Genomic DNA, 15530 nt, shown 5'->3' with positions numbered 1-15530 from the left:
GCCCCAACCCTCAGACCAGCCCCGTCATGTAATAAATGGCAATGACGAGGAATACGGCCACCGTCTTGATGACGGTGATGCCGAAAATGTCGCGGTAGGACTGGCGGTGCGTGAGGCCCGTGACGGCCAGCAGGGTGATCACGGCGCCATTGTGCGGCAAGGTATCCATGCCGCCGCTGGCCATCGCCACCACGCGGTGCATGACTTCGAGCGGAATGTGTGCCTGCTGCGCGGCCTGGATAAAACTGTCCGACATGGCGGCCAGCGCGATGCTCATGCCGCCCGAGGCCGAACCGGTAATGCCGGCCAGCGTCGTCACGGAAACGGCCGCGTTGACGAGGGGATCGGGCACGCTGCGCAAGGTGTTGCTGACGGCAAGAAAACCGGGCAGTGCCGCGATGACGCCGCCAAAGCCATACTCGGACGCCGTATTCATGGCGGCCAGCAAGGCGCCGCCCACGGCCGCCTTGGTGCCTTCTGCAAAGGCGGCGCGGATGCGCCCGAAGGCCGTCACGCACACGAGCAAGATGCCCAGCAATAAGGCACCTTCCACGGCCCAGATACCGGTGACGGAGGCTATCGACGTCGACACGGGCGCGTGCAAGCCCGGCAGGGCGTCGGCGGTGAGGACGTAACTGGCGCCATACCAGCGCGGGATCAGCCGGGTCAGCGCGTAATTGGCCACGCCGACGAGCAGCAGCGGCGCCACCGACAGGAGCGGATGGGGCAGGTCGCCACCGCCGGTCTTGGCCTGTTCAGCCTCGGCGCCGTAGCCTTCGCCCGTCGCCATGACGGAACGGCGGCGCCACTCCAGGAAGGCCAGACCCATCATCACCGTCAGCACGGAACCTATCGTGCCCAGCCACGGTGCGGCCCAGCCGGTCGTGTTGAAGAAGGTGGTGGGGATGATGTTCTGGATTTGCGGCGTGCCAGGTAAAGTGTCCATGGTGAAGGAAAACGCGCCCAGGGCGATGGCACCCGGCATCAGCCGCTTGGGGATATTGCTCTGGCGGTACAGTTCGGCCGCGAACGGATAGACGGCAAACACCACCACGAACAGCGATACGCCGCCATAAGTCAGCGCCGCGCACACGGCAACGATGACGGCATTCGCGCGGGAACTGCCGATATAGCGAATGGCGGCCACGACGATCGACTGGGAAAAACCTGACAGTTCAATCAGCTTGCCAAACACGGCGCCCAGCAGAAAGACGGGGAAATACAGCTTGATGAAGCCCACCATCTTTTCCATGAAGATACCGCTGAAGACGGCCGGTACGGCAGACGGATCGGTGAGCAGCACGGCACCCAGTGCGGCGACTGGTGCAAACAGGATCACGCTGTAGCCGCGGTAGGCGGCCAGCATGAGGAAGGCCAGTGCGGCCAGAACTATCAGGAAAGACATCGGTCAGGCCCTTGCGCGATGGAAGTGTTTAATTAATCAATTGTTCAATTAATATCATACTTCTCGGCAACACGCCAACGCGTGGGTCAAGGATTGCGCGTTGTCGGCAGGTGTGCAGGCGCAGGCAAGGAATGTGGGGGCAGGCTAGTCGGGGTGAGAGGATTCGAACCTCCGCCCTCTGCGTCCCGAACGCAGCGCTCTACCAGGCTGAGCCACACCCCGCTTTTCTTTATTACAGCAGATGGCGGGGCGGGTTTCAAGCGACTGCATCAAGGCCTATTTCTTTTCCTGCTGGGCCTTTTTGATGTCCGCTTCGCTGACTTTTTTTGCCGGTGCATTTGTCGCCGGCGAAGTGGGGTTTTTCCGCGTGGCGTTGGCTTGCGCCATGACGGCGGCGCAGTCCGTGTCGGGGGCTTTGTCGACGTTGACCAACGGCAGCAGGGCGGCCAGCGGTGTGACGATGGTGGCCAGGGCCACGGCGGCGCCGGCCTTCAGGGCGAGCGGGCCTTTTTGCGGGCCTACGTCCGGGTTCTTGAACGTGCCTTTCGCGTACAGCGGCGTGCGCAGGGTGATGATGCGGGCGCCCTTGGTGCGCGGGCGCACGTCGAGGTCCAGGGTTTCATGGGCCAGGTTGACGTTGCCCGTGACATTCACCACGGCCGTGTCCGTATCCAGCACGAAGCGTCGCACATCGGCCTGGCCATTCGTGACGGCGAAATCGCTGGCCAGGCAGTTCAGGTGTACCTGCTTGTCGCCGAAGATTTTCACGAAGACGGCATTGGCCAGGTTCAGGCCAGCCAGTTCCAGCATGAATTGGCTGACGGAGCCTTCGCTGACGGTGGCTGCCAGTTCCCCATTCGCGCTGGCCAGCATGGCCGAGACGGAATTGCCGTGGCCCGTGAGGGCCGCGTCGCCATACACTTCGCCGAAACTCGCTTGCATTGATTGCAGCTTGGGAAACAGTTCGCGAATTTTGAGGTGGCGCGCCGTCACCTTGGCTTGCGCAGCGATGGTCTTTTGACGGCCGTCGAGGGTGATATTCGAGGTGATGTCGCCACCGGCCATGCCGAAATTGAGCGGCGTCAAACTCAGCACCTTGTCTTTCATGTGGATATTGGCGACGACGTCGTTGAATGGAATGTCATGCGTGCGCACCAGTTTCTTGCCGGTAAATTTTACGTCGGCGTCGAGCGCATTCCATTTGGCCGTGTTGAACTGCTCCACGGGCAAGGCTTTATTGTCCGGTTGCACGGGTGCCTTTCCGCGCGCCTGTTTCTGCGCATTGCTGTCGGCGCCGATGGTGGGACCCAGGTCTTCCAGGCGCAACTGCTGCGACATCACTTCGCCGCGCAGCAAGGGGCGGGGCTGGCGCGGCAAATACTGCAGGGTGCCCGCCAGGTCGCTCTGGCCCACCTTGCCCTTGAAGTTCTGATATGTCCAGTTCCAGGTGGCGCCGTCCTTCTTGCCCAGCAATCGGCCCTTGGTGGCATAGTCCGGCGTTTCCGGCAGCAGCACGCCCGTCAGCGGATACAGGTCGGCCATGCTGGCGCCGGCTAGGCTCAGCTGCAAATCGATGCCGGACAGAGAGCGCGGGTCCGTCAGGGTGCCATCGATGCTGGCCTTGTTCTTGCCCAGCACGGCGTGCGCCTGCACGGGATAGGCCGTATTGTTGTCGGTCAGGGACAGCACGGCGCCCGCCTTCCCGCCGCCCGTCACTGGCGCCTTGCGGTAGCTGCCGCCCAAGGTGAAGGCGATGCCGTATTTTTCCACGGGCGCGCTGCCTGGCGCGTCACCCGGCGTGGCATCGGGCGCCGTCGAGCTGACCTTGGCGCGCACGTCAAGGGCGATGCCATCGTCCAGGTAACGGATGACGCCGTCGCCAAAGGCCATGCGCTGGATTTCCACCTCCCATGGCGATGGGCCGTTATCCTTCAAGGTCCAGCTATTGCTGCCATCGGCGCGCCGTTGCAGGGCAATGTTTGGCGCGTCGAGCGCCAGGTCCGTCAGCACCACCTTGTGCTGCAACAGGGCCAGCGGATGAATGCTCACGTCGATGCGTTTCGCGCTGGCCAGTTGCGGGCCGGCCGTGGCCCAATCCGGGTTGCTCATGCGCACGTCCTGCGCGCTGATGACAGGGCGGGGCACATAGCGGCGCCAGCCCGGCTCCGTCTTCAGGCCCTGCCGCCATTGCACCTGCAGATCGCCGCCGATGACGAATTCGCGGCCCGTGCTTTCCGACACCTTCTGGTTGATGTAGGGGCGGGCGCGATTCCAGTCGAAAGTCAGCACGAAGATGACGACGATGGCGATGAGGGCCAGCAGGGCGGCCAGGCTCCAGCCTAGGATTTTGAGCGGGGTTGAGCGTGTCATGGTAAGCCAATCGCAATGATTTTTTCATCAAGGTAGACCGATAGGCCATCACGGTCGGTGCGCTGGGTTACGTAAGCTACATAGGTAAGGCATGTCGCTTGAAATGATTCCATAATTCGATTATTATTGAATTATGGAAAATGAAAAGACAATAGCTGACCGGCCGATACCGCTGACGAGTGCTTCCGCCATCGTGGCCCTGGCGGCGCTGGCGCAGGAATCGCGGCTGGCCGTGTTCCGCCTGCTGGTACAGACGGGGCCGGAAGGCATGGCTGCCACAAAAATCGCCGAAGCGCTGGCCATCGCGCCATCGTCACTGTCGTTTCACTTGAAGGAATTGGCGCACGCCGATCTGGTGACGGCGAGCAAGGCGGGCCGCTCCATCATCTACGCCGCCAACTATGCGGGCATGAACGGCTTGCTGGCCTTCTTGACCGAGAACTGCTGTGCCGGCAGCCCTTGCTGCCTGCCGGACAGCGGCAATGTACCCAACGAAAGCACACCATGACCATCACGATCTATCACAATACGGCTTGCGGCACCTCGCGCAACACCCTGGCCCTGATCCGCAACACGGGCGTCGAACCCGTCATCATCGATTACGTCAAGAACCCTCCATCGCGCGAGGAGCTGGTTGACCTGATCAAGCGTGCGGGTCTGTCCGTGCGCGCGGTGATGCGCGACAAGGGCGCCCTGTACGACGAGCTGGGCCTGGCCAATCCGGAGCTGAGCGATGCGGCCCTGCTGGACGCCATGCAAGCCCACCCTATTTTGATCAACCGTCCCATCGTCGTCACGGAACTGGGCGTGCGTTTGTGCCGGCCATCGGAAAAAGTGCTGGACATCCTGCCGTTGCCGCAGCAAGGCGCCTTTGCCAAGGAAGATGGCCAGGCCGTGGTGGGCGCCGACGGCAAGCCGGTGGCCTGAGATGGACGATTTGCCCAATGAGCTGGCCAATGATTTGCCCAACATCAGCGCCGCGCACCTGGATCTGCCCAGCCTGGACAAATTGGCGCCGCTCAACGTTTCCACGCATGCGCCGCGCATTTTGCTGCTGTACGGTTCCTTGCGCGAGCGCTCGTACAGCAAGCTGCTGACCCTGGAAGCGGAGCGCATCCTGCGCCACTTCGGGGCCGAGACGCGCGTGTTCGACCCGCACGGCTTGCCCATGGTCGATAGCGTGTCGCCCGAGCACCCGAAGGTGCAGGAATTGCGCGCGCTGTCGCTATGGTCGGAAGGGCAAGTGTGGTGCAGCCCCGAACGCCATGGCGCCGTCACTGGCGTGTTCAAATCGCAGATTGACTGGTTGCCGCTGGAAACGGGCAGTGTGCGCCCTACACAGGGCCGTACCCTGGCCGTGATGCAAGTGTCGGGTGGTTCGCAATCGTTCAATGCCGTCAACGGCTTGCGCGTGCTGGGACGCTGGATGCGCATGGTGACTATCCCGAACCAGTCTTCGGTCGCCAAGGCGTATCAGGAATTCGACGATGACGGCCGCATGAAGCCGTCGCCGTATTACGAGCGCCTGGTCGACGTGATGGAGGAGCTCTATAAATTTACCTTGCTGGTGCGCGACCGCCGCGATTATCTGGGCAGCCGCTACAGCGAACGGCTGGAAGCGGAGCCGGCCATCGTGCAGGAATTGGCGGGCGCGGCCATGGAGCATGAGCGCAAGTAGGGACGCCATAAAAAAACGGCGCCAGTGGCGCCGTTTTGTATTGCACGTCGTAAAACGCGATCAGTGATTGCGGTCCACGGCAAACGAACACAGTTGCAGCATGGATTGCTTGTAGGCGCTGTCCGGCCAGCCGGCGATGGCATTGGCGGCGCGCTGGCCGGCGATTTCCGCCTGCTGGCGCGTGTAGTCGAGGGCGCCGCTGCTGGTGATGGCGGCCAGGATGGCGTCGAAATGCTGTTCGTCACCCTGTTCGATGCAGCTGCGCACCAGTTCGCGTTGCTCTGGCGTACCGTTTTCCATCAGCCAGATCAGCGGCATGGTCGGTTTGCCTTCGCGCAAGTCGTCGCCCACGTTCTTGCCGATTTCGGCGGCGTCGCCTGCATAGTCGAGTACGTCGTCGATCAGCTGGAAAGCCGTGCCCAGCGAGCGGCCGTATTCTGCAGCCGCTTCGATATCGTCTTCGCTGGCGCCGGCGATCAGGGCGCCCAGTTGCGCCGACGCTTCGAACAGCTTGGCTGTCTTCGAGCGGATGACATTCAGGTAGCTCTCTTGCGTCACGTCCGGGTCGTGCATGTTCAGCAACTGCAGCACTTCGCCTTCCGCGATCACGTTGGTGGCGTCGGAGAGGATTTGCATGACGCGCATATTATTCAGCGACACCATCAGCTGGAACGAGCGCGAGTGCAGGAAGTCGCCCACCAGCACCGAGGCGGCATTGCCGAACAGGGCGTTGGCCGTCTGGCGTCCGCGGCGCATCGACGATTCATCGACGACGTCGTCGTGCAGCAGGGTGGCGGTATGGATGAATTCAACCACCGCCGCCAGTTCATGGTGCGCAGTGCCGCGATAGGCGTGGGCATTGGCCACCAGCAAAATCAGCACGGGACGGATGCGTTTGCCACCTGCACTGATGATGTATTCAGCGATCTGGTTGATCAGAATCACATCGGAGTGCAGTTTTTGGCGGATCACCGTATTGACTGCGTCCATATCGGCGGCAATCGTTTGCACGATGGTGTTTTGGTTAACGTGTTTGTTAGCGTCAGACAAGGCGAACCTGCATTAGATTGTGGGTGCGGCGATTATACGACATGGCTTGCGCGCGCGTGATGTTTGCCTATGACTGTGGAGCAATTGTTTGACCTTGTTGGCACTGGCGCACGCTTTTCCGTCCGCCTGGCGCAAGCCTGACATGGTGGTCAGGTTGTCGACATACCACGATCATCGGTCTTTGTGAATAGTTTTTGACGCAATTTCTCAGTCCGTGTATAATCGCTGGTTCCCCCTGTTGTGCATGGCTTGCTTTTCATGGCAGTGGGACAAATTCTTTCAACATTTGATGAGGTTTCAAATCATGTACGCGGTCATAAAAACCGGTGGCAAACAATACAAAGTTGTCGCTGGCGAAAAACTTAAAGTAGAACAGATACCGGCAGACATTGGTTCCGAAATCACCATCGATCAAGTTCTCGCAGTAGGCGCGGGCGACACCATTAAATTTGGTGCGCCATTGGTCGAAGGTGCAACGGTACTGGTTACGGTTGTGGCGCATGGTCGCCATGATAAGGTCAAAATTTTCAAGATGCGTCGTCGTAAGCATTACCAAAAGCATCAAGGCCATCGCCAGAATTTTACCGAAATCCAAATCGTTTCGATCAACGGCTAATCGCCGCTGTTTGAATTAATCAGCTATCAAGGAGTCTTAAATGGCACATAAAAAAGGCGGCGGCACAACGCGAAACGGCCGTGATTCAGAATCAAAACGTCTGGGCGTTAAAGTCTACGGCGGCCAAGCTATCAATGCTGGCGGCATCATCATTCGTCAACGCGGCACCCCAGTGCGCGCTGGCGAAGGCGTAGGCATGGGCAAAGACCACACCTTGTTCGCGTTGATCGCGGGCAAAGTGAAGTTCGTTGTCAAAGGTGCTGGCTCGAAGCAATTCGTGACCGTTGTACCTAACGCAGCAGTACCAGCGTAATTCATCGCGGAGCGCCAGTTCGCTCCGCTGTGATCGCATGATGTAAGGCGCAAGCCTTCAATCGAAAGGCTCTGCCCAAGGTAGAGCCTTTTTAGTTTTATGGCGGCAAAATTATGAAGTTTATCGACGAAGCAAAAATCGAAGTCATCGCGGGCGATGGCGGCAACGGCTGCGCCTCTTTCTGCCGTGAAAAATTCAGGCCTTTCGGCGGTCCCGATGGCGGCGATGGCGGCAAGGGCGGCACCATTTGGGCAGTCGCCGACCGCAATATCAACACGCTCGTCGATTTCCGCTTCTCCAAAATGCACAAGGCTCGCAATGGCGAGCCTGGCCGTGGCGCAGATTGCTATGGCAAGGGCGCGGATGACATCCACCTGCGCATGCCTGTGGGCACCTTGATCATCGACAACGCGAGCGGCGAAATTCTGGCCGATTTGACCGAACACGGCCAGATCGAAATGCTGGCCAAGGGCGGCGAAGGCGGCTGGGGTAATATCCACTTCAAGTCCTCGACCAACCGCGCGCCACGCCAAAAAGGCGAGGGCAAGGAAGGCGAACGCCGCGAATTGCGCCTGGAACTGAAAGTACTGGCCGATGTGGGCCTGCTGGGCATGCCGAACGCCGGCAAGTCGACGTTTATCTCGGCCGTCTCTAACGCGCGCCCGAAAATTGCCGATTACCCATTTACCACCCTGCACCCGAACTTGGGCGTGGTGCGCGTGTCGCACGAGAAGAGCTTTGTGATCGCCGATATTCCCGGCTTGATCGAAGGCGCTTCCGAAGGCGCGGGCCTGGGCCATCAATTCCTGCGTCACTTGCAGCGCACGGGTCTGCTGTTGCACATCGTCGACCTGGCGCCGTTTGAAACCAACGTCGATCCTGTCAAGGAAGCCAAGGCGCTAGTCAAGGAACTGAAGAAATACGACGAGTCGCTGGTCGACAAGCCGCGCTGGCTGGTGTTGAACAAGCTCGACATGGTGCCGGAAGAAGACCGCAAGAAGCTGGTGAAGGACTTCCTCAAGCGTTTCGCCTGGAAAGGTCCCGTCTTCGAGATTTCCGCGCTGAACCATCAGGGTTGCCCCGAACTGGTGAATGCGATTTATCAACATCTGGAAGCGAAGAAACACAGCGAAAGCCGTGCCGAAGAAACGCAGATGACCGAAGAAGCACGCGGTATCTCGTCGATCGACCCGGATGATCCGCGTTTCAAGATCATCGACTAAGGCTGTATCCGGATGTCAGTACAGGCGGTCGCTGTCGCGTCCTCGCGCAAGCAAGCGTGGCAGCGCCGTGTATTGCATCTGATCGCGTATGCTTACGGGCTGAGCGCGGTCGCCTGCCTGCTGTTCGCCGATGAAATGGCGGCCGGCATGGGCATCTTCCTCAATGGCGTCAATGGCTACAGCCAGTTCTACGCCTCCCATGTCGGTGTCTGGGGCGCTACCGCGCTCCTGGCGCTGTTCGCAGCACGGCAGGGCGAACCGCCCATCCTCGGCGATATCACTGCAATGTTGGTCCTGGCGCAGCCCGCCGGCCGTTTGTACGCGGCCATCAGCTTCGGCTTGCCCCAGGGTTTTGTGTTGTTCATGTGCGCAATCGAGCTGCTGGCGGGGTTGGCCTTGCTGTGGCTGCGTCCTGCGCGCTGACGTCTATTAAGTGAAGAGCGCCGCCCCATGGATTCCGTGATTCAAAAAGCTACCCGCATTATCATCAAAGTCGGCTCTTCGCTGGTCACCAACGATGGCCGCGGACTCGATCATGTCGCCATTGCCCGCTGGGCTGCGCAGATTTCCGGCTTGCGCGCGATGGGCAAGGAAGTCGTGCTGGTCAGCTCCGGCGCCATCGCCGAAGGCATGTTGCGCCTCGGTTTCGAGCAGCGCCCCACCGATATCCACGAATTGCAGGCGTGCGCCGCCGTTGGCCAGATGGGCCTGGCGCAAATCTATGAGAGCAGCTTCCGCGCCCACAGCCTCGGCACGGCGCAGGTGCTGCTGACCCACGCCGACCTGGCCGACCGCGAGCGCTATCTGAACGCCCGCTCCACCCTGACGACCCTGCTGCGCCTGGGCGTGGTGCCGATCATCAATGAAAACGACACTGTCGTCACCGATGAAATCAAGTTCGGCGACAACGATACCTTGGGCGCCCTGGTGGCCAACCTGATCGAGGCCGATGCCCTGGTCATCCTGACGGACCAGCACGGTCTGTTTTCGGCTGACCCGCGCAAGGACCCGAACGCTTACCTGATCACGCAGGGCATCGCCGGCGATCCGGCTCTGGAAGCGATGGCTGGCGGCGCCGGCAGCAGCCTGGGTCGTGGCGGCATGCTGACGAAAATCCTCGCTGCCAAGCGCGCCGCCAAGTCGGGTGCCCACACCATCATCGCCTGGGGCCGCGATAGCGACGTACTCAGCCGTCTAGCCCATGGCGAAGCGATCGGTACGGAGTTGCTGGCACAAACGGGGCAATTGACAGCGCGTAAGCAGTGGATGGCCGACCATCTGCATACGGCCGGTGCCGTCGTGCTGGACGCGGGCGCCGTGCAAAAGCTGCGCCAGGAAGGCAAGTCCCTGCTGCCGATCGGCGTGACGGGCGTGAACGGCGAATTCGGCCGCGGCGCCGTGATCACCTGCGTCGATGCAGCCGGCGTGCCCGTGGCGCGCGGCCTGTCCAACTACACGAGCGGCGAAGCGCGCCGCATCATGCGCAAGCCCTCCACCGAGATCGAGTCCATACTCGGCTATATGGAAGGCCATGAGCTGATTCATCGTGACAATATGGTCTTGCTATAGGTCGGATTAGGCCCGAAGGGCCGTAATCCGACAACACCCCAGGCAGCAACAATGTGTCGGGTTACGCCCTGCGGGCTAACCCGACCCACGCAGCAACGACATCGGCCTACACTCGGGCCGTTTTTTTTACCTATACCACGGCAGGCATCGGTGACTTGCTCTTGTAATCGCACAGGTCTGCAATCATGCAGTTCCAGCATTGCGGTTTGCGCGCCGTGCACGTGTAGCGGCCGTGCAGGATGAGCCAGTGGTGGGCGTCGTGCAGAAATTCCTTGGGTATGAATTTCAGCAGTTTTTGCTCGACGATATCGACGTTCTTGCCTGGTGCGATGCCGGTGCGGTTCGAGACGCGGAAGATATGCGTGTCGACCGCCATGGTTGGTTCGCCAAATGCCGTGTTCATGACCACATTTGCCGTCTTGCGGCCCACGCCGGGCAAGGCTTCCAGCGAGGCGCGGTCGCGCGGCACTTCGCCGCCGTGCTGATCGAGCAAGATCTGGCAGGTGGCGATGACGTTCTTGGCCTTGGTGCGGAACAGGCCGATGGTGCGGATATAGCTGGCCAGTTCGTCGACGCCCAGCGCCAGTATCCTGGCTGGCGTATTGGCTACCGGATACAGCAAGCGTGTTGCCTTGTTGACGGACACGTCCGTCGCCTGCGCCGACAGCAGCACGGCGATCAGCAGCTCGAACGGCGTTGTGTATTCGAGTTCCGTTTTCGGCGAAGGATTGGCAGCGCGGAAGCGCGTAAAGATTTCCAGGCGTTTGGCGGCGTTCATGCGTCTTTTTTCGGCGTGTTGGAGGCGGGCGGTTCGGTCTGGGCAGCGGCGCTGGCGGCGGCCTTGGCGCGCGCGCGCTCCATGGCGGCGGCGATGATGGCGCGCTTGCGCTCTTTTTCCGCTACTTCATCGGGCGTGACGGGCAATTCCTGCGTCACTTCCTGCATCTTGGCGACGGCCTTGGCGGCCAGGCGCGCGTCGTTGGCCTCGGCTTCGCGGCGCAGCCGCTGCGCGCGGAAATCGTGGCGCGCGCGGGCGTCGTCGGCGTCCATCTGGCTCCAGGCATCCCAGCCTGTGGCGTCGCCGCTGACGGGATACATCACGATGCAGTCGACGGGGCAGGGTGCCACGCACAGGTCGCAGCCCGTGCACAGGTCCGTGACGACCGTATGCATCTGCTTGGCGGCGCCGACGATGGCGTCCACGGGACAGGCCTGGATGCACAGGGTACAGCCGATACACAGCGATTCATCGATGTAAGCGACAGATCGCGGGCGTTCGAGGCCATTGACGGGATTGAGCGGAATGACTTTTTTGCCCAACAAGCCGGCCAGGCGTACGATGCCTTGTACGCCGCCCGGTGGGCACTGGTTGATGTCGGCGTTGCCGGCGGCAATCGCTTCCGCATACGGGCGGCAGCCGTTGTAGCCGCATTTGGTGCATTGCGTTTGCGGCAGCAAATCTTCGATCTGGTCGGCAAGTGAGGGAGAGGCGGGATGCGGCACGGTCATCTTCAATACGGTAAAACGTCATTATCGGCCATCTGGGCCGCATATAAGTAAAAACCTGTGTCGTGTAAGGGGATAGTGCGCCCCGGCTGGCTGTTGCAGGCGCGCCGCAATCGTATTTTATTTCCCTTGGGAATGTCAAAGTGCAAATAAACAACTTTGCAATTTCTTTTTTTTATGGGAGCATGATTTTTATCAAGGCAATGATAAAAAAAGCCGACCGCCAGACCTGTTGCCGCCCCCTACACTGTGAGGCGCACCAGGCCATAGGAGCAAAACATGCGTTTCCTCCGGACAGTTGGTTTGCCCTTCTGTTTGTTCATGCACTCTACGCTTGCCGTTGCGCACGGGCAGGCTAGCTCCCCCATGGCGGCGCCTGGCGCTGCCAGCTCGCGCATCGTTCGCTTCGCGGCGGAAGACTGGCCGCCCTTCATTTCCCATGGCCTGCCAGCCGATGGCATGTCGGGCGCCATGGTCAGCGCCGTCTTTGAGCGGCTTGGCTATACGGTCAGATATGAATATTTTCCCTGGAAGCGCGCCATGCAGTTTGGCCTTGCCAGTCCCCGATACGCCGGTTTCCTGGCCGTCTGGCGCACGCCCGAACGGGAAAAACTCTGTCACTTTTCTGTTCCTGTTGGTAACACGCAGGGCGTGCTGGCCTATCTGAAGGAGGATGGCGCGCCGGGTGCTACCCTGGCCGAGCTGGGCAAGCTGCGCATCGGCACCGTGGCCGGTTATTCGAATGGCGAGCAGTTCGATGGCATGGTGGCGCGCGGCGAGCTGAAGACGGAAGAGGGTTTGAACGACGCCACGAATCTGAAGAAACTGTTCATCAAGCGTTACCGCGTGATCGTCATCGAGCGCCACGTCCTGCAGCATTTGCTGATGGGACGCAACTTCAGCAAGGCCGAGCGCGAGCGTATCGCCATCATCGATACCGTGTTCAAGGAGCGCCCCGTGCATGTGTGCTTCAAGCGCGATGAGGAAGGTGGTGCACAGCAAAAACGCTTCAACGAGGCGGCGCGCGATATCGATACGGCCCGGCTGGAACGCGATTACTGGAAGCGGCTCGACCAGAGCCTGGCGAGCGCCCCAGCGACGCCCTGACACGGCGCGCCGCTGTTGTTAGTTTCCAAAACGAAATATCTAAATACGAAACCATTCGTTCTTGTTTGTTTATCCATCCTTTAGTCTGCAGCCACAGTGTTGACGACTTTGAAAGGATGTTTTCGTATGTTGGAACTGATAGCCAAGCAAGACCCCGCACCACGCCTGCGGCAACTGGCGCACGCCGTCTCGGTGGCCGTTCTGGCGCTGGCAGCGCCCGGCGCAAGCTATGCGCAGGCGGTGCCGGACGACGCTGGCGCGCTGGCTGGCGCCCCGCTCGACGCCGTCATCGTCACGGGCGCGCGTGGCACGGGGCGCACCGTGGCCAACAGCGCCGCGCCCATCGACGTGATCAGCGCGCAGCAGTTGCTGGCGACGGGAAAATTGAATCTGCTCGACGCGCTGGACACGGCCTTGCCGTCGTTTAACTTGCCGGCCCGCGTGCAGCCCGACCTGGGCAGCATCGTGCGCGCCGGCCAGCTGCGCAACCTCGACCCATCGCATACGCTGGTGTTGGTCAATGGCAAGCGCCGCCATACGACGGCCATCGTCAATGAGGATGGCTTTCCCGGTTCCGTCGCCACCGACCTGGCCTTGATACCCACGAGTGCCATTGCCCGCGTGGAAATCCTGCGCGACGGCGCCTCGGCCATCTACGGTTCCGACGCGATTGCCGGCGTCATCAACATCATCCTGAAATCCGATGACAAGGGCAGCTTCAGCGCGCAGCTCGGTTCCACCGACGATGGCGATGGCACGAACGGGTCCGTGCGCATCGATGGCGGCACGCGCCTGGGCGAGCATGGCTTTGCCCACTTCGGCGCCGAAGTCCAGCGCCAGGGCATCGCCGTGCGCAATTTCGGACTGAATCCCACTTATCTGTCGTATCCGGCCGTGCGCAACAGCGATGGCCAGCTGGTGAAATTGGGACCGAACAACAGCTTGCCGGCCGGCGCCTCGCCGAACCCGGCTGAAGCGAAGCGCAACAGTAATCCGTGGCGCAATACGGGCGTGCCGCAAAGCACGACCGCCTCGCTCAGCGCCAACCTCGGCTATGACGTGTCGAGCGAGGTGCAACTGTACGGCTTCGGCACGTATGCCCACCGTAATGCCCGTTCGGCACAGAATTTCCGCCTGCCCAATACCATTTTCAATAACAACAAAGGCTTGCTGTCCGTGTATCCCGACGGATTCACACCCTATGAAACGACGAGCGAAAACGATGTTGCGCTGACGGGCGGTATCAAGGGCGAAACGGCGGGCTGGAGTTGGGATGTCAGCAGCACCTACGGCCGCGACGATATCGATGTCGGCGTGGAGCACTCGGCCAATTACTCGCTCAATTATCCCGGTGGCAAGACCGATTTTGACATCGGCAATCAGCGCTACAGCCGCTCGACCACCAACGCCGACGTGCGCCGTCCCGTGCCGCTGGGGCTGAGCGAGCCGGCGGACCTCAGCGTCGGCCTCGAGTATTCGCATGAAACGCAGCAACGCAGCCCGGGCGAGCCCGCTTCCTGGCAGGGCAGCGGCTCGTCGGCGCTGGCCGGCTACCTGCCTGTCGATGCGTCCGACACGGCGCGGCACAGCTATGCGGCGTATATCGGACTGGGGGCCAAGCTGACGCCGCAATTGCTGCTCGACACGGCCCTGCGTGCCGAAAAGTATTCGGATTTCGGCAGCAAGACCACGGGCCGCTTGTCCGCCCGTTATGACGTCACGCCCGCTGTCGCCGTGCGCGGCACCGTCAGCAACGGTTTCCACGCGCCCAGCCTGGTGACGCAATCGTATTCGAATACGTCCGATCATGCGGGCGTGCCGTACACCCTGGCGCAGCCGAATTCTGCCGCCGCGCGGGCCCTGGGCGCGCAGCCGTTGAAACCGGAAAAATCGACGAATCTGTCGGCTGGCCTGACTTTCAATCCTACGCCCACCCTGCGCTTTGCCGTTGATGCGTATCAAATCAAGGTCAGCGACCGCCTGGGCGTGTCGTCGAACATCGGCATCGACCGCAGCTCGGGCGTGGCGCTTGACGGCAGTGGCCGCCCGCTGACGGCGGCGCAAGCGAGTGTTGTTGAAAACCTGCTGCGCTCGGCAGGCTTGACGGTGGGCAATGGCCTGGTGGCGCATTATTTTGCCAATGTGGGCGACACGCGCACGCGCGGCATCGATTTCACGGCGGAAGATGTCTTGCGCTTGGCCGATGGCAAGCTGCGCTGGACGGCGGCCGCAAATATCAACCACACGAGCCTGGTGGGCAAGGCCGACCTTCCCGCCGTACTGCAAGGCTTGCCGAACATCGGCACCCTGAGCAAATCGGCCGAGTACGACTTGCTGTACCGGGCACCGCGCGACAAGGAAATTCTCACCATGGCGTATGAAAAGGCGGGCTGGGTCTTAAACGTGCGCGAGACGCGCTACGGCAAGCTCAAGCGCCTGAACGCCATCACGGGCGGTGATTATCAGCTGAAGGCTGCCTTCGTGACGGATGTCAGCGTCGGCTACGACATCAGCAAGCGTATCAACGTGACGGTGGGCGCCAACAATGTCTTCGACCAGAGGCCCAGCCAGGTACCGCGCGAAGCGCGCAGCGCGTCGAATCTGGCGCAGTACACGGGCGCATACGACAACTCGGGACCATTGGGCGTTCTCGGTGCGTATTACTACGCCCGCGCCAGCGTGGCTTTCTGATT

15 protein-coding genes and 1 tRNA gene are annotated in these 15530 nt (G+C 61.2%); 10 read left to right on the top strand and 6 right to left on the bottom strand.

What is annotated here, in order from left to right; translation table 11 throughout:
- Positions 1 to 10: 10 nt before the first annotated feature.
- The 3 genes from C8C89_RS26530 to C8C89_RS26520 form a co-directional block, all read right to left on the bottom strand.
- Positions 11 to 1405 carry a GntP family permease gene (locus C8C89_RS26530; protein WP_133994076.1) on the bottom strand — a complete coding sequence of 465 codons (1395 nt, stop codon included), beginning with the start codon at positions 1403 to 1405 and terminating at the stop codon, positions 11 to 13.
- Positions 1406 to 1553: 148 nt separating this feature from the next.
- Positions 1554 to 1627: transfer RNA gene (locus tag C8C89_RS26525), tRNA-Pro, on the bottom strand.
- Between the two features lie 54 nt (positions 1628 to 1681).
- Complete coding sequence (locus C8C89_RS26520; RefSeq protein ID WP_133994074.1) at positions 1682 to 3775, bottom strand: AsmA family protein; 2094 nt, start codon at positions 3773 to 3775, stop codon at positions 1682 to 1684.
- 133 nt (positions 3776 to 3908) lie between these two features.
- Between C8C89_RS26520 and C8C89_RS26515 the strand changes: the two genes are divergently transcribed.
- From C8C89_RS26515 to arsH, 3 genes are read left to right on the top strand one after another with little or no spacing between them, the layout of a single operon-like run.
- On the top strand, positions 3909 to 4283 hold the full coding sequence (locus C8C89_RS26515; protein WP_243858437.1) for a metalloregulator ArsR/SmtB family transcription factor: 375 nt from the start codon (positions 3909 to 3911) through the stop codon (positions 4281 to 4283).
- On the top strand, positions 4280 to 4702 hold the full coding sequence (arsC, locus tag C8C89_RS26510; RefSeq protein ID WP_101484028.1) for an arsenate reductase (glutaredoxin): 423 nt from the start codon (positions 4280 to 4282) through the stop codon (positions 4700 to 4702). Before C8C89_RS26515 ends, arsC begins: the two co-directional genes overlap by 4 nt.
- Positions 4703 to 4724: 22 nt before the next feature.
- On the top strand, positions 4725 to 5453 hold the full coding sequence (gene arsH, locus C8C89_RS26505; protein WP_133994197.1) for an arsenical resistance protein ArsH: 729 nt from the start codon (positions 4725 to 4727) through the stop codon (positions 5451 to 5453).
- 60 nt (positions 5454 to 5513) lie between these two features.
- Here the strand turns inward: arsH and ispB are convergent, their stop codons facing one another.
- On the bottom strand, positions 5514 to 6503 hold the full coding sequence (gene ispB, locus C8C89_RS26500; RefSeq protein ID WP_101484029.1) for an octaprenyl diphosphate synthase: 990 nt from the start codon (positions 6501 to 6503) through the stop codon (positions 5514 to 5516).
- A 304-nt stretch (positions 6504 to 6807) separates the two neighbouring features.
- Here ispB and rplU point away from each other — a divergent pair, with 304 nt between their 5' ends.
- From rplU to proB, 5 genes are all read left to right on the top strand, one after another.
- Entirely contained in the window at positions 6808 to 7119 is a 312-nt protein-coding gene (gene rplU, locus C8C89_RS26495) for a 50S ribosomal protein L21 (protein WP_038500602.1), read from the top strand.
- A gap of 40 nt (positions 7120 to 7159) precedes the next feature.
- Complete coding sequence (gene rpmA / locus C8C89_RS26490) at positions 7160 to 7432, top strand: 50S ribosomal protein L27 (RefSeq protein WP_010395157.1); 273 nt, start codon at positions 7160 to 7162, stop codon at positions 7430 to 7432.
- A 113-nt stretch (positions 7433 to 7545) separates the two neighbouring features.
- Complete coding sequence (gene obgE, locus C8C89_RS26485; RefSeq protein WP_101484030.1) at positions 7546 to 8655, top strand: GTPase ObgE; 1110 nt, start codon at positions 7546 to 7548, stop codon at positions 8653 to 8655.
- A gap of 12 nt (positions 8656 to 8667) precedes the next feature.
- Complete coding sequence (locus C8C89_RS26480; RefSeq protein ID WP_133994072.1) at positions 8668 to 9078, top strand: hypothetical protein; 411 nt, start codon at positions 8668 to 8670, stop codon at positions 9076 to 9078.
- A gap of 27 nt (positions 9079 to 9105) precedes the next feature.
- On the top strand, positions 9106 to 10224 hold the full coding sequence (proB, locus tag C8C89_RS26475; RefSeq protein WP_133994070.1) for a glutamate 5-kinase: 1119 nt from the start codon (positions 9106 to 9108) through the stop codon (positions 10222 to 10224).
- Between the two features lie 130 nt (positions 10225 to 10354).
- Here the strand turns inward: proB and nth are convergent, their stop codons facing one another.
- Together nth and rsxB are read right to left on the bottom strand one after the other, a co-directional pair.
- Positions 10355 to 11002, bottom strand: a complete 648-nt coding sequence (gene nth, locus C8C89_RS26470; protein WP_101484033.1) for an endonuclease III — start codon at positions 11000 to 11002, stop codon at positions 10355 to 10357.
- A complete protein-coding gene (gene rsxB, locus C8C89_RS26465; RefSeq protein ID WP_133994068.1) occupies positions 10999 to 11733 on the bottom strand; it encodes an electron transport complex subunit RsxB in 735 nt (244 codons plus the stop codon). The genes nth and rsxB overlap by 4 nt, the downstream gene beginning before the upstream one ends.
- A gap of 363 nt (positions 11734 to 12096) precedes the next feature.
- Here rsxB and C8C89_RS26460 point away from each other — a divergent pair, with 363 nt between their 5' ends.
- Together C8C89_RS26460 and C8C89_RS26455 are read left to right on the top strand one after the other, a co-directional pair.
- Positions 12097 to 12837: a transporter substrate-binding domain-containing protein gene (locus tag C8C89_RS26460; RefSeq protein ID WP_101484035.1), complete on the top strand. Its 741-nt coding sequence runs from the start codon at positions 12097 to 12099 to the stop codon at positions 12835 to 12837.
- 126 nt (positions 12838 to 12963) lie between these two features.
- On the top strand, positions 12964 to 15528 hold the full coding sequence (locus tag C8C89_RS26455; protein ID WP_133994066.1) for a TonB-dependent receptor: 2565 nt from the start codon (positions 12964 to 12966) through the stop codon (positions 15526 to 15528).
- Positions 15529 to 15530: the final 2 nt, after the last annotated feature.

The sequence above is a fragment of the Janthinobacterium sp. 75 genome, from assembly GCF_004365495.1.
Taxonomy (GTDB): Bacteria; Pseudomonadota; Gammaproteobacteria; order Burkholderiales; family Burkholderiaceae_D; genus Janthinobacterium.
Note: the sequence above shows the minus strand (reverse complement) of the source record. Positions and strands in the feature narration are given on the sequence as shown.

What these genes read in the sequence shown, in the direction of transcription:
- nth (WP_101484033.1), bottom strand. Translation starts at nt 11,002, where the DNA reads ATGAACGCCGCCAAACGCCTGGAAATCTTTACGCGCTTCCGCGCTGCC.
- C8C89_RS26455 (WP_133994066.1), top strand. Translation starts at nt 12,964, where the DNA reads ATGTTGGAACTGATAGCCAAGCAAGACCCCGCACCACGCCTGCGGCAA.
- C8C89_RS26460 (WP_101484035.1), top strand. Translation starts at nt 12,097, where the DNA reads ATGGCGGCGCCTGGCGCTGCCAGCTCGCGCATCGTTCGCTTCGCGGCG.
- rplU (WP_038500602.1), top strand. Translation starts at nt 6,808, where the DNA reads ATGTACGCGGTCATAAAAACCGGTGGCAAACAATACAAAGTTGTCGCT.
- rsxB (WP_133994068.1), bottom strand. Translation starts at nt 11,733, where the DNA reads ATGACCGTGCCGCATCCCGCCTCTCCCTCACTTGCCGACCAGATCGAA.
- obgE (WP_101484030.1), top strand. Translation starts at nt 7,546, where the DNA reads ATGAAGTTTATCGACGAAGCAAAAATCGAAGTCATCGCGGGCGATGGC.
- C8C89_RS26520 (WP_133994074.1), bottom strand. Translation starts at nt 3,775, where the DNA reads ATGACACGCTCAACCCCGCTCAAAATCCTAGGCTGGAGCCTGGCCGCC.
- C8C89_RS26480 (WP_133994072.1), top strand. Translation starts at nt 8,668, where the DNA reads ATGTCAGTACAGGCGGTCGCTGTCGCGTCCTCGCGCAAGCAAGCGTGG.
- C8C89_RS26530 (WP_133994076.1), bottom strand. Translation starts at nt 1,405, where the DNA reads ATGTCTTTCCTGATAGTTCTGGCCGCACTGGCCTTCCTCATGCTGGCC.
- C8C89_RS26515 (WP_243858437.1), top strand. Translation starts at nt 3,909, where the DNA reads ATGGAAAATGAAAAGACAATAGCTGACCGGCCGATACCGCTGACGAGT.
- rpmA (WP_010395157.1), top strand. Translation starts at nt 7,160, where the DNA reads ATGGCACATAAAAAAGGCGGCGGCACAACGCGAAACGGCCGTGATTCA.
- arsC (WP_101484028.1), top strand. Translation starts at nt 4,280, where the DNA reads ATGACCATCACGATCTATCACAATACGGCTTGCGGCACCTCGCGCAAC.
- proB (WP_133994070.1), top strand. Translation starts at nt 9,106, where the DNA reads ATGGATTCCGTGATTCAAAAAGCTACCCGCATTATCATCAAAGTCGGC.